This window comes from Formosa algae (assembly GCF_001439665.1).
Taxonomy (GTDB): Bacteria; Bacteroidota; Bacteroidia; order Flavobacteriales; family Flavobacteriaceae; genus Formosa; species Formosa algae.
In genome coordinates, this window is record NZ_LMAK01000075.1 from 1 (window position 1) to 14,489 (window position 14,489).

Annotated in this window: 12 protein-coding genes; 6 read left to right on the plus strand and 6 right to left on the minus strand. The window is 33.0% G+C overall.

The genetic code is table 11. The features are described from left to right. Positions 1 to 1,688: inorganic phosphate transporter (locus AST99_RS15825; protein ID WP_057783410.1), on the plus strand; the 1,688-nt coding region annotated here is incomplete at its 5' end. A 150-nt stretch (positions 1,689 to 1,838) separates the two neighbouring features. Here AST99_RS15825 and AST99_RS15830 read toward each other — a convergent pair. Together AST99_RS15830 and AST99_RS15835 are read right to left on the minus strand one after the other, a co-directional pair. Beyond that, positions 1,839 to 4,319, minus strand: a complete 2,481-nt coding sequence (locus tag AST99_RS15830; RefSeq protein ID WP_057783412.1) for a ribonucleoside-diphosphate reductase subunit alpha — start codon at positions 4,317 to 4,319, stop codon at positions 1,839 to 1,841. 94 nt (positions 4,320 to 4,413) lie between these two features. Further along, positions 4,414 to 5,394, minus strand: coding sequence for a ribonucleotide-diphosphate reductase subunit beta (locus tag AST99_RS15835; protein ID WP_057783413.1), 981 nt, complete (start codon positions 5,392 to 5,394; stop codon positions 4,414 to 4,416). Positions 5,395 to 5,934: 540 nt separating this feature from the next. Here AST99_RS15835 and AST99_RS15840 point away from each other — a divergent pair. Both AST99_RS15840 and AST99_RS15845 read left to right on the plus strand, forming a co-directional pair. Continuing rightward, entirely contained in the window at positions 5,935 to 6,669 is a 735-nt protein-coding gene (locus AST99_RS15840; RefSeq protein ID WP_057783415.1) for a LytR/AlgR family response regulator transcription factor, read from the plus strand. A 1-nt stretch (position 6,670) separates the two neighbouring features. Further along, the gene (locus tag AST99_RS15845; RefSeq protein ID WP_057783417.1) at positions 6,671 to 8,662 is read left to right on the plus strand and encodes a tetratricopeptide repeat-containing sensor histidine kinase; all 1,992 of its coding nucleotides are present in this window, start codon (positions 6,671 to 6,673) and stop codon (positions 8,660 to 8,662) included. 1 nt (position 8,663) lies between these two features. On the opposite strand, the gene AST99_RS15850 is transcribed toward AST99_RS15845, so the two are convergent. Then, a complete protein-coding gene (locus AST99_RS15850) occupies positions 8,664 to 9,230 on the minus strand; it encodes a DUF3109 family protein (RefSeq protein WP_057783419.1) in 567 nt (188 codons plus the stop codon). 90 nt (positions 9,231 to 9,320) lie between these two features. Between AST99_RS15850 and AST99_RS15855 the strand changes: the two genes are divergently transcribed. Beyond that, the gene (locus tag AST99_RS15855; RefSeq protein WP_057783421.1) at positions 9,321 to 9,902 is read left to right on the plus strand and encodes a MarC family protein; all 582 of its coding nucleotides are present in this window, start codon (positions 9,321 to 9,323) and stop codon (positions 9,900 to 9,902) included. 1 nt (position 9,903) lies between these two features. Continuing rightward, positions 9,904 to 10,107: a hypothetical protein gene (locus AST99_RS18495; protein WP_083495713.1), complete on the plus strand. Its 204-nt coding sequence runs from the start codon at positions 9,904 to 9,906 to the stop codon at positions 10,105 to 10,107. 27 nt (positions 10,108 to 10,134) lie between these two features. Here AST99_RS18495 and AST99_RS15860 read toward each other — a convergent pair whose 3' ends face one another. The 3 genes from AST99_RS15860 to AST99_RS15870 form a co-directional block, all read right to left on the minus strand. After that, positions 10,135 to 11,733, minus strand: a complete 1,599-nt coding sequence (locus tag AST99_RS15860; RefSeq protein ID WP_057783424.1) for a S41 family peptidase — start codon at positions 11,731 to 11,733, stop codon at positions 10,135 to 10,137. Continuing rightward, positions 11,733 to 12,164 (minus strand): deoxycytidylate deaminase, encoded by a 432-nt coding sequence (locus AST99_RS15865; protein WP_057783426.1) that lies wholly within the window; start codon positions 12,162 to 12,164, stop codon positions 11,733 to 11,735. Before AST99_RS15865 ends, AST99_RS15860 begins: the two co-directional genes overlap by 1 nt. 174 nt (positions 12,165 to 12,338) lie before the next feature. Then, complete coding sequence (locus AST99_RS15870; RefSeq protein WP_057783427.1) at positions 12,339 to 12,926, minus strand: HupE/UreJ family protein; 588 nt, start codon at positions 12,924 to 12,926, stop codon at positions 12,339 to 12,341. Between the two features lie 387 nt (positions 12,927 to 13,313). Between AST99_RS15870 and AST99_RS15875 the strand changes: the two genes are divergently transcribed. Continuing rightward, the gene (locus AST99_RS15875; protein WP_057783428.1) at positions 13,314 to 14,465 is read left to right on the plus strand and encodes an FAD synthase family protein; all 1,152 of its coding nucleotides are present in this window, start codon (positions 13,314 to 13,316) and stop codon (positions 14,463 to 14,465) included. Positions 14,466 to 14,489: the final 24 nt, after the last annotated feature.

Consider the following 14,489-nt stretch of genomic DNA (forward strand, 5'->3'; position numbering starts at 1 on the left):
GTATTGGCGGGACAGCTTTTGCTCAAGAAAGCTATTCCTTTTTAGGCGGATTAACAATTGGTCATTATATAGAAAACGAAGTGCTTATCATCCTTTTAATAAGTTTCGCTTTTTGGAGCTCAATATCTTACATATATATGGCGGTATTAAAACTGAACATATATAAGCTTATTATCTTAATAGGAACTTTTGCTTTAGCACTAGCCTTTGCTGGTAACGACTTAGTAAACTTTATAGGAGTACCTATAGCTGCTTGGCAATCGTACCAAGAATGGTCTGTTTCTGGAATTCCAGCAGATCAGTTTAATATGGCTATACTTGGTCAGGCTGTAAGAACACCAACACTAATGTTATTTATTGCTGGTATGGTAATGGTTGTTACACTTTGGTTTTCTAGCAAAGCCAAGGCAGTTGTTAAAACATCTATAGATTTAGCATCTAGCCAGAATGAAACTAAAGAACGTTTTCAGCCAAACTTTCTATCTCGTGGTTTTGTAAGAACAGCAGTTGGGATATCTGACTTACTAAGAATGGTTGTTCCAGATAAAACACAAGAGAAAATAGACAGACGTTTTGAGAAACCAACAATTGCTCTTGAACGCGATAAAAAATATGAACTTCCAGCTTTTGATATGGTGCGTGCTGCAGTAAACCTTATGGTGGCCAGTGTACTAATATCTATTGCAACTTCAATGAAATTACCACTCTCTACTACATATGTAACGTTTATGGTTGCAATGGGGACTTCTCTTGCCGATAAAGCTTGGGGAGCAGAAAGTGCAGTATATCGAGTTGCTGGTGTATTAAATGTAATTGGAGGTTGGTTCTTTACTGCTTTAATCGCTTTTGTGTCTGCAGCAATAATCGCTTATTTAATTAATTTACACGTTCCATCTATGGTAGGTATTTTATTATTAATAGCCTTTCTATTATTATCGAGAAACTACTTAATGCACAATAAAAGGCAAAAAGAACTAAAAGCAGAAGGACAATTAATACGTGCAGAAAGCAGCTCTATACAGGGCGTTGTTCACGAAAGTGCGCACAATATTGCAAACGCTATTAAACGTGTTAACAAAATTTACACAGGTGCCATAAACGGCTTATCTAAACAAGATCTTATTGCTTTAAAACAAAATAAAAAACAAGTAGAAAAATTAGCAAACGAGATAGATGAATTAAGAGATAATATTTTCTATTTTATTAAAAACTTAGACGAATCTAGTGTTGCTGCGAGTAACTTCTACATTAATATTTTAGGCTATTTACAAGACATGTCTCAATCTTTAGAATACATTTCTAAAGTAAGTTACAAGCACGTAAATAACAATCATAAAAAATTAAAATTCAATCAGATTAAAGAACTGAAACAAATCGATACGATATTAGAAAAATTATTCTCTAATACACAAAAGACATTTGAAAACCGTTCGTTTGAAGATATAGGAGACATCTTAAAGAACAAAAAAGTAATCTTTACTGAAATTACTGATAAAATTCAGAAACAGGTTGAACGTACTAGAACAGAAGAAGTGAGCCCTAAAAACACAACATTGTACTTTAGCTTACTTTTAGAAACTAAAGACCTGTTAACAGCAACCATGAATTTACTTGAAGAGTTTTACCATGCTAACGATGGGACAACTCAAATTCATAAAATTATAAAAGACGAAGAGTTAGAAGAATAACAATCTCCTAACCCATCACAATTATTAAAACCGAGCCGTTACAACTTTAACCGCTCGGTTTTTTTGTTTCTAAAAAAAGACTTACAAAAAAAGGGAGCAAATCTAAATTTACTCCCTTTTAACCTTAAAAATTAAACTATATATAATCGATTACGATCCACACATTAAACAATCATCACCTTCAGCTTCTTTAGCCTGCGCGATTAAAGCTTTCATCTCTTCCGGAGACAGAGGCTCTACCTGAACCTCACTATTCTTAGCCTCGGTTTCTTTTATTAATTTAGCTGCTGTTTGTTCTGCCTTAACCTTTTTATACGATGCTACAGGCTCTTCAACTGTATCCGTAATAGGTTCTGCCTTCTTAGTATTATCTAAAGTAAATTTAATAGCATCTACAGCGCTCTTTGTTCTTAAATAGTACATACCTGTTTTTAAACCACTTTTCCAGGCATAAAAATGCATAGATGTTAATTTAGACATGGTTGCGCCTTCCATAAATAAGTTTAGGGATTGCGACTGATCTATAAAATACCCACGCTGGCGCGACATATCTATAATATCTTTCATACTTAATTCCCATACTGTTTTATACAAATCTTTAATATCCTGAGGAATGCAATCTATATGTTGGACAGAACCATTAGCACGCATAATATCTTGCTTTAGTCCTTCGTTCCAGAGTCCAAGTTCTACAAGATCTTCTAGTAAATGTTTATTCACAATAATAAACTCACCAGATAATACACGTCGGGTATAAATATTAGAGGTATACGGTTCAAAACACTCGTTATTTCCTAGTATTTGCGATGTTGATGCTGTTGGCATAGGCGCTACTAATAAGGAGTTACGTACACCATATTGTAAAACCTCTTTACGTAAGGCATCCCAATCCCAAAGTCCGCTTAAATCAGATTCCGTTAAACCCCATAAATTGTATTGAAACTCGCCCCTACTTATCGGTGAACCTTTATAGGTTTGGTAAGCGCCATCTGCCTTAGCTTCTTCCATACTCGCAGTTACTGCACCAAAGTAAAGCGTTTCAAAAATATCTTGATTCAGTTTTTTAGCTTCATCACTTGTAAACGGTAGGCGTAATTTAATAAACGTATCGGCCAAACCTTGCACACCTAAACCTATAGGTCTGTGACGCATGTTAGAATTTTTAGCTTCAATAACCGGGTAATAATTTCTATCTATAACTCGGTTTAGGTTTTTGGTAACTTGTTTTGTGATTTTAAATAATTCTTTATGATCAAACTGACCATTTTTAACAAACATAGGTAATGCTATAGATGCTAAATTACATACAGCAACTTCATCTGGAGATGTGTATTCCAAAATCTCTGTACATAAATTAGAAGACCTAATGGTTCCTAAATTCTGTTGATTAGATTTTCGGTTTGCTGCATCTTTATACAACATATAAGGTGTTCCCGTTTCTATTTGAGATTCTAATATTTTCTCCCAAAGCTCTCTTGCTTTTATTGTTTTTCGACCTTTCCCTTCAGCCTCATACTTTAAATATAATGCTTCAAAAGCTTCACTATGCACCTCGTCCATGCCAGGACATTCATCTGGACACATTAAGGTCCAAGGCCCATCTTCTTGAACACGTTTCATAAATAAATCTGAAATCCACATCGCATAAAACAAATCGCGAGCACGCATTTCTTCTTTCCCATGATTCTTTTTTAAATCTAAGAAATCAAAAATATCGGCATGCCAAGTTTCTAAGTACATGGCAAAACTCCCTTTTCTTTTTCCTCCACCCTGATCTACATAACGGGCCGTATCATTAAACACTCTAAGCATTGGCACAATACCATTACTGGTTCCGTTAGTACCAGAAATATAACTTCCAGTGGCACGAACATTATGAATTGCCAACCCAATACCTCCCGCAGATTGCGAAATTTTAGCCGTTTGTTTTAAAGTATCGTAAATCCCATCTATACTATCGTCTTTCATAGTCAGTAAAAAACAAGACGACATTTGTGGTTTAGGTGTTCCTGAATTAAATAGTGTTGGTGTAGCGTGTGTAAAATACTTTTTAGACATCAGCTCATAAGTCTGTATCGCCGATTCTAAGTCGTTTAAATGAATCCCTATAGCAACGCGCATTAACATATGTTGCGGACGCTCGGCTATCTTGCCATTTAATTTTAAAAGATAAGAGCGTTCTAAGGTTTTAAAACCAAAATAGTCGTAGCTAAAATCTCGATTATATATTATTGTAGAGTCTAAACGCTCTTTATGTTCCATGATGACCTTATACACATCATCTGCCAAAAGCGGAGCGGCCTGACCGGTTCTTGGATTAACATACGTATATAAATCGTGCATAACCTCACTAAACGTTTTCTTAGTGTTTTTATGTAAATTTGACACGGAAATTCTAGCTGCTAAACGCGCGTAATCTGGATGTGCTGTAGTTAAGGTTGCTGCAATTTCTGCTGCTAGATTATCTAATTCGCTAGTGGTAACGCCATCATACAACCCTTCAATAACACGCATGGCTACTTTAACAGGATCGACAAGTTTATTTAAACCATAACAGAGCTTTCTTACTCTTGCGGTAATCTTATCGAACATGATAGGTTCTTTTCTTCCGTCTCTTTTTAATACATACATATGTTTTGAACAGTTTTTAATATCTCTGATACAGCAAAATCAGAAATGAGGTGGTTAGTATTGGTTTTTTTATACGTGTTGAAATGTTAAGTGGTTAAAAATCGGCATCAAAATTAAATTTATCTTCCTCTTCTTCTTTATTCATAACGCCTGCCTTTTGATATTCCGACACCCGTTTTTCAAAGAAATTTGTTTTTCCTTGTAGTGAAATCATATCCATAAAATCAAATGGATTGGCGGTATTATAAACTTTATCGCAATCCAACTCACTTAATAATCTATCGGTTACGAATTCCAAATATTGTGTCATTAAATTCGCATTCATACCTATTAAACTCGCAGGTAGAGATTCTGTAATAAATTCGCGTTCTATATTTAAAGCATCTACTAAAATATCTGTAATTCTGGATTTTGGCACTTTATTTATTAAATGATGATTGTGTAAATGCACAGCAAAATCGCAATGCACACCTTCGTCTCTTGAAATTAATTCGTTAGAAAAAGTAAGTCCAGGCATTAAACCACGTTTTTTTAACCAGAATAACGAACAGAAAGCTCCAGAAAAGAAAATACCTTCTACAGCTGCAAAAGCAATAAGTCGCTCTGCAAAACTTGGCGATTCTATCCATTTTAATGCCCAATCTGCTTTTTTCTTAATTGCAGGAAAGTTTTCAATAGCGTTAAACAGTAAATCTTTTTCCTTTTCATCTTTCACATAGGTATCGATAAGCAGAGAATAGGTTTCGCTATGTATATTTTCCATCATGATTTGAAAGCCATAGAAAAACTTAGCTTCGCTGTATTGTACTTCACTTACAAAATTTTCTGCTAAATTTTCATTCACAATACCATCACTAGCGGCAAAAAATGCTAAAATGTGCTTTATAAAATAACGCTCGTCATTATTTAACTTGTCTTTCCAGTCTACAATATCCTGATGCAAATCGATTTCTTCTGCAGTCCAAAAACTGGCTTCAGATTTTTTATACCATTCCCAAATGTCATGGTGTTGAATAGGAAAAATTACAAATCGGTCTTTGTTTTCTTGAAGAATGGGTTCGGTAGCTAGAGGCATTAACTTTGTTTTAAGTAAAGGGTTAGTATAGAGGCACCAATTAAGGTGAATAACAAATATTAAAAATACACCTCTAAAAAGAAAGCACATCTTATAAACATTGTTAACAAGTTTTTAACAACAACTTAAAAACACAAATAAGCAATGTTGACTAAAATATTTTATATTTTACTTAAATACAATTATTTACAAAACACACGTTAAGTTAAAGTTTCAATTAATTTACATTTAAGAAACACAATAACAAATTAAATTATTCGAAACTCTAAACGATTTAAAATAAAAAAGAGAGCTTTTAAAGCTCTCTTTTTTCCCCTATAACTAACTAAACTAAATATTTTTTGACCTTTATTTTGGTCTTATTATATTATTAAAACGTTTTCAAAAAACAACAAAGAAGTGAAATAAACACCTCCTTTTGTATAGTTGGTATTCAATACTGTATATTTAGCAAAAATACATAGCCAAAAACAAATTAATCAGAATTATTTTTGTGTAAATTTATTAATACGATACAGTTATCCTAAATTTTTCAAAATTATGATAGAAGCCGTTATTGTTGATGACGAACCAAAAGCGATACAAAGTCTAACTTGGGAGTTAAACAACTTTAAAGATGATATAGAGATTATAAAAACATTTACCTCGCCAGAAGAGGCTATTACATACCTAAACAACACACCTCCAGACTGTTTGTTTTTGGATATACAAATGCCAACTATGGACGGATTTCAGTTTTTAGATAAATTAAAAAGCCGAGATTTTTCTGTTGTAATTACAACGGCATATAACGAATATGGTATACAAGCATTAAAACAAGAAGCCATAGATTATTTATTAAAACCCATAGATTCAGACGACTTAGAACACACCATTTATAAAATAAAAAAACACTATTCTAAATCTAATAATTCTGCCCAAATTGAAGAAATATTAATTAAATTTAATGCTAAGCAAAACAACCATCGCATATCTATAAACACCGATGGTAAACTAATATTTGTTGAAATTGATGATATACTGTTTGTAGAGTCTGACGGAAACTACAGCACAATTTTCTTAAAAGACAACCAAAAAATAGTATTGACAAAAAAACTAAAAGAAGTCAACACCATTTTACCCGAACATGTTTTTTTTAGGATTCACAATTCCTATATTGTAAACTTAAATAAGATTAAAGAATATATTAAAAATGAAGGCTACGTCGTTATGCAATCTAACCACAAAATCCCTGTGGCTAGACAACGGAAATCTGATTTTTTAGAAAAAATATAATATGCTAAAACGACAATCCCTCATAGAAAATACTTACATCAAACTTCCTATTGTTTTCTTTTGGATTGTCCTATTATCATGCTTTCAACTTAGTACAGCACAAAATAATACTTTAGACACGCTTTTTATTGAACGTGTAAAAACTGCATTTAAAAACAAACCTAAAGATTATCGCGCTTTAGAAACCATTTTTTATAACGACAAGGGAGATGTTTTAAAAATGGAATACATAATAAACCAAGCAACATTAAAGCAATATCCTGAAGCAGAATGTTACGCTTTAAACGCACTTGGAACGACAAATCGCAACAAATCGCTTTACGAACCCGCAATTCAGCTTCATAAAAAAGCTTTAGAAATAGCTATTGAAGCCGATAATGATGTGTTTCACATCATGTCTTTGAATTTAATTGGAGTCGTTTATCGTAGAATGGATCTTGTAAAACCTGCTTTAGACTATCATAAAGAAGCATACGATTTAGCTTCTAAAATGTACAAAATAAACCCAGATACAGAACTTAAACGCAGTATGGCGGTCTCTAGAAACAGTATGGGAAACATTTATTTAGTACTCAAACAATACGATCTAGCCCTAAAACAGTTTGAAAAATCTTTATTTATTGAAACGGAAGGCAACAACAAACTTGGACTTGCCATTAATTATCAAAATATTGGGATTGCCCTTGAGCATAAAGGCCAACTGGATGAAGCTTTAAAGAATTACAAAATCTCTCTTGATTTTAATAACCAAATAGATTCTAAAGTGGGACGCGTTATTTGCCATAATGCCATTACCAAAATCTATATTAAACAAGGAAAGTTTGAAGAAGCTCTAGAATTAAACACTAAAGCTCTAGCTGAAGCTCAAGAACTGGGAGACCAATACTATCTTGCAGAAACCTATGTAAATCTTGGGCGTATCCAAGAAAAACTAGGCCAGAATGAAGCTGCTGAAAACAATTTAAAAACGGCACTTCAAATTTCTAGAACTTACGATTTAAAAACATTTACCTCAGAATCGCTTCTTTACTTATCCGAGGTTTACTTTAAGTCTGAAAATTATAAAGACGCTCATTTATTTTATAAAGAAAGCAAAGAGATAGAAAATAGCATAACTAACGACAGAAATTTAAATTATGTAAATGATTTAATTATTCAGTACGAACACGAATCTAAGAATAACCAAATACAAGAATTAGCAGACGAGAATGAAATTGTACGTAATAAACTAGAGCGAAACAAAAAGTTATTTTGGTATACAGCCATCTTAATTTCCCTGTTTACCACTATGATTATTATTATTATTAGACACCGACAGTTAAAACAGGAAAAGCAAATTATTACGCTGGAACAAGACATGTTACGAAGTCAAATGAATCCACATTTCATCTTCAATTCATTAAACTCGATTAAGCTTTACATCATAAATAACGATAAAGAAAAAGCCGTTTATTACCTGAATAAGTTTTCAAAATTAATTAGAAAAATTCTGATTGCGTCCACAGAAAAAGAAATGACTTTAGAAGACGAGCTAGACACCATGCAACTCTATTTAAACATTGAAAACATAAGGTTTGAAAACGAAATTGAATTTAGAATGCATGTTCCAGAAGATATCGATACAAAATCCGTTAAAGTACCTTCGTTAATTTTGCAACCGTTTTTAGAAAATGCATTATGGCACGGGCTATCTTCTAAAAAACATGACAGAAAAATAGATTTATATGTATCTAAGGACTCCGAAGACTACATAAATATTAGTATTATAGATAATGGTATAGGTAGAATTGAAGCCGAAAAAATTAATAGCTTAAAGGTGTTAAAGCGAAAATCTGTAGGGATTGCCATTACAAAAGCACGCTTAGCGAACTTCTCTAAACGCTATACTAAAGATTATAAATTTGACATTGAAGATCTATATACTGAAAAAGACAGACCAAAAGGCACTAAAGTGATTTTGCAAATACCTATACTTAAAAACAAAAAAACATAGCTTATTTGTAAGTTGCAGCTACTTTTTCGAGTTCCATATACCAGTCTTCTCCAAACTTTCTAATTAAAGCTTCTTTTACAAACTTATAAATTGGCACTTGCAGTTCTTTCCCTAAAGTACAGGCATCGTCACAGATTTCCCAACGGTCGTAATTTACAGCTGAAAACTCTGTAAAATCTTTAATTCTGATGGGATACAAATGGCAAGATACTGGCTTTTTCCATGTCACTTCACCTTGATTATACGCTTCCTCTATAGCACAAAGTGCGGTTCCTTTTTTATCAAAAATAACGTAAGCACAATCTGCTCCGTTAATTAAAGGTGTTTCATAATCGCCAAAATCTGTTGTGATATATGTGCCTTGAGCCTCGATAGCCTCAATACCTTTTTGTCTTAAAAACGGTTTAACTTTCGGATAAATATCTTCAAGTATCTTTATTTCTTCACTATCTAAAGGCGCTCCAGCATCACCATCAATACAACACTGTCCTTTACACGCCGACAAATTACAGAGAAAATCCTTCTCTATAATTTCTTCTGAAACTATGGTTTTTCCTATTTGAAACATGCCGCAAAAATAGGTAAACTTTATATTTATTTATTATAGATAGTATATTTTAATCCACTACTTTTGCGCAAAAATTTAAACCCTAATGTAATGCAATTTAATATTAAAGAAATATTCACCGCTTTTATGATTCTATTTGCCGTAATAGATATTATAGGAAACATTCCTATCGTAATCGACTTACGTAAAAAAATGGGACACATTCAAAGTGAGAAAGCATCCATTATAGCAGGTACAATATTAATTGTGTTTTTGTTTTTAGGAAATAGTATTTTAAAGTTAATTGGTATAGATGTCAATTCTTTTGCTGTAGCAGGGTCTTTTATCCTATTCTTTATTGCTTTAGAAATGATTTTAGGTATTACATTATACAAACAAGAAGAGCAATCTGCGGTGACAGCAACAGTATTCCCTTTAGCGTTTCCTTTAATCGCAGGACCTGGTAGCTTAACAACTTTACTATCACTAAGAGCGGAATTTAGAACCGAAAATATAATTATAGCCGTACTTTTAAACGTTGTACTTATATATATAGTACTTAAAACATCGTCTGCGATTGAACGTATAATAGGACAAACAGGAATAAATATAATTCGTAAAGTTTTTGGTGTTATCTTGCTTGCAATTGCAGTAAAACTATTTGCTCACAACATTAAAGCCTTATTTATTTAACATGAAAATATTCTCAATCATTCTATCGGTTATAGCTATAGCGTTGATTATTTTTAACGCTACACAAATAAATTTTGAAGATCCTTTTGGAAACGAAGGCATTGTAGCATTAATTACCATTATGGCATTATTGTGCGCCATAGTGTTATTACTTATTTTAAACACCTCGAAGAGTATCGAGAAAAAGTTTAAACAGCAAAAGTAAACCGCTTTGATAGTCGGGTGAACAACATCAATTTTCTTGAAGTTGTTCACTCAATTTAATAACTTCTTTAATCATATTATTGTCGTTATTAAACACTTCGGTATACACCCCTTTTCCGAATAATTGATCGGCTATAGTTGCTTTTAAATACAGCTTCACTTCATCTTGATAAGCTTGAAAAGAAATATTTGCTATGGTACGTAAGTTTAAGTAATCTTCGAACTTTAAAACCAGATCGTCGCTTACTTCAAATTCATTTACAAAAGACTCTCGCGTATAATCGTCAAACATATGTCTGTCTTTTTCTAACTCTTCAAAAATAAAGTAACTCACTAAACCACGTTGCTCTAAAAACAGCAAAGTTTCGTTCTGAGTTCTAGTATCTAAAGGCACAAACACATCTGGAATAATTCCGCCACCGCCATATACGACCTTACCTTTTGGTGTGGTAAATTTTAAGGAGTCGGACACTTTTATTTTATCCGGATCTAAAAGCTCTCCACTTTCTAAACGCTCAAAATACTCGTCGTAATAATCTTTATTACCGTTACTGTAAGAGCGTTGTATTGAGCGCCCCGTAGGCGTATAATATCGAGATACTGTTAAGCGTACTGCACTACCATCTCCCAATTCCATTTCGCGTTGTACTAAACCTTTTCCATAAGAACGACGCCCCAGAATAGTACCTTTATCGTTATCCTGTAAAGCTCCAGCGACAATTTCGCTTGCAGATGCCGAGTTTTCATTTATCAATACATAAACCTCTCCGTTTTCAAAATCGCCTTTTTCGGTTGCGAAGCTTTTATCGATGTTACCTCTTTTATTTTTTGTAAACAGAATTAGCTTTTCATCTTCCAAAAATTCATCTGCAATTTGTTCTGCAACGGTTAAAAATCCGCCAGGATTATCTCTTAAATCTAACGTAATCTTTGTGGCACCTTGCGATTTTAAATCTAACAAGACTTTTTTAAATTCTTTAAAAGTTGTTTCGGCAAAACGGTTTACCTTAATATAACCCAATGTTTCTGTAAGCATATAGCTAGCATCGACACTTTTAATGGGGATAACACCTCTAGACACATCAAAATCTAAAATCTGATCGGTATCTTTTCTATAAACTTGCAAATGTAATTTAGAACCAACAGGACCCTTTAAGCGATGTACAATATCTACATCGTTAATATACTTTCCGAATAATGAATCGCCATCAGCAAAAATAATGCGATCTCCACCACGTATTCCTACTTTATCACTTGGACCATCGTCTACGGCACGTATTACAGTTACCGTATCTTTATATGTATAAAAATGAATTCCAATACCTACAAAATCACCTTTCATATTCTCAGACACTCGCTCCATGTCTTCTTTAGGAATATACACAGAATGCGGATCTAAATTTTCAAGAATTCCATTTACAGTAACATCTACAATACTATCTGTATTTACATCGTCTACATACTCGTAGTCTATATAATCGATTAATCTATTTAGCTTTTCTTTTTTACTATTCGATGTAAACAACCGATCTGATTTGTCTGAAAAATTTAATTTACCGCCAATAAAAATCCCAGCCGCCACAGCAGCTCCAACAATAAGAGGTAAATATATTTTTTTTAGAGTCATTATGCAGATAAGTCTTCGATGTATTCAATGTGTATTCCAGCTTTTTCTAAAAAATCTAAGCCAGAATTATCTTTATATTTTTGGCAATACACGACTCTTACTATTCCCGCTTGGTGAATTAATTTACTACATTCTTTACAAGGAGATAGCGTAATATACAAGGTCGCCCCTTTACAAGACTGAGTAGAAGCTGCAACTTTAAGAATCGCATTTGCTTCGGCATGCAATACATACCATTTGGTATAGCCTTCCTCATCTTCACAAAAATTATCAAATCCAGTTGGTGTACCATTAAAACCGTCTGATATAATCATTCGGTCTTTTACAATAACTGCTCCAACTTGTTTGCGTTCACAAAACGATAATTTCCCCCACTCTCTTGCTATTCGTAAATAAGCTTTGTCGTACTTAAGTTGCTTTTTTTTTGACATTAAAATGTTTAAATTTTGGTGGACTCAATTAGATTAAAAAGATAATCCAAACGTCTTTATACTTCTTTAGGCGGGTAATTCTTATAGTATTATACACCTGAGTTAACGAAGATAGCTTGTTAGGGTTTTAATTACAATGGCAGTTCGTTAAAATTTTGAGAAAACGCTTTATTTTTAAGCAATTAATTCATTTTCCATAATCATTGGAATGACTAAACCAATAACTATAGATGACATTACTAAAATCCAGTCGCGTTTAGAGAAGTTAAAAACGGTTTGCATAAGAAAACTAAAAAACAATACAACAAATACAATTATAAGTTGTGCGGCTTCTATACCCAATGCAAATTCTAGTAAAGGCAATAGCTTATCACTAGATCCGCCAATTAATAAATGAAACTCTCTAGCAAACCCTAAGCCATGAATAATTCCGAAAAACAAGGCAGAAAAAAATAATAATCCTACACCTTTCTGTATGGTTTTCCCTGCTGTAAAAACATTATATAAAGCCATAACACAAATGGTAATTGGAATTAAGAGCTCGACTAAAGCGCCATTTATTTTAACAATATCGTATGCTGCCAATATTAATGAAATGGTATGTCCGAGTGTAAATAAAGAAACTAATATTAACACACGCTTCCAATCTTTAAAAACATATGCAACGGTCAGAACTAATAAAAAAAGAACATGATCGTAACCATTTATATCTAATACATGATTAATACCGTATTGAACATAAAAAAGAAAATCATCTAGCATAGTAATTAGGGATTGCGAGGTTATTATAAGACTTAAATCAGTAAAAATTTGCCGATAAAATTAAGAAAAAGAAATGACCCATGACCGCTATATCTCATTATTTGCGTGGTAAATTGTTATTTTAACTACGCAATAAGCATCAAAGAAAAATAATGAAAGGCATGCGTGTTACAATAGCATTTATTTTTCACATTCTTAAAAATCTAATTATTTGTATTCCACTTCAATTAAAACGCCACATATATATTTACTAGTCACAAGGATACCAGAATCATGCGCAAGCTTTTACATCAAAGTTGTTGTTAAATTTCTGTAAATAAAATACCTTGCAAAAAATGAGTTTAATTTCGACATTAAATTCAAATTTGGATATAAATTAGATATAAGATGAATAAAAAAGTATTTGTTTCGGGATGTTTTGATATGCTACACAGTGGCCATATTGCGTTTTTTAAGGAAGCCTCTATGTATGGTGACTTATATGTTGGGATAGGTTCTGACGCTACTATTGCAGAATTAAAAGGCCGACAAACCATTAATTCGGAACAAGAAAGACTTTACATGATAAATGCCATTAGGTATGTAAAAAAAGCATTTGTAAATACGGGTTCTGGTATTTTAGATTTTAAAGAAGATTTAGAAACATTAAGACCTGATTTTTTTGTGGTAAACGAAGATGGTTTTTCTCCAAAAAAAGAAGAATTATGTAATGCGTTAAACATAGAGCTTAAAAATCTAAAACGAATTCCAGACGAAGGACTTCCAGAGCGCTCTACCACAGCCATACGCTCTGCAGGTAACTGTACATTACCATATAGAATTGATTTGGCAGGAACTTGGATAGATCAACCGTATGTGTCTAAATTTCATCCAGGATGGGCTATAACCTTATCTTTAGAACCTGTTATTGAATACAACGAGCGTTGCGGTATGTCTACTTCTACTAGAAATGCAGCAAAACAAATTTGGCCTTATTATTTGCCTTTAGAGAAGCCAGAAAAATTAGCAGAAATTCTTTTTAAATTTGAAAACACACCAGGATCTACAATGATTTCTGGAGCCCAAGATGCCATTGGTATTTGTATGCCAGGACTTACCAGACACTATTACGATAATGCGTATTGGCCTACAAAATTTGAATCTATTGATGATGAATCTACATTAACTTGGCTAGAAGAACACCTGTATATGGTTATGTTATGGCCAAGAGAACCTGGTTTAGATCTTTTAGGAGAAACCTATATCACAGAAGAAAATGTAAAAGCATTATCTGAAGCCTCAGAAATAGTTTGGGATGCTATAAAAGCGAAAGATTTAAACACTTTTGCTACAGGATTTTTAGATTCATTTAAAGCGCAAGTAAAGATGTTCCCTGCAATGGTTAACGATAGAATTAATAAAGAAATAGATAAACATAAAGAACACGCTATGGCTTGGAAATTAGCTGGTGCTGGCGGCGGTGGCTATTTAATTATGGTGTCCGAACAACCTATTGAAGGCGCTATGCGTATTAACATAAGAAGAAAAGAAGTTCTTTAAGACCTTCTAATTCACAGTATATAT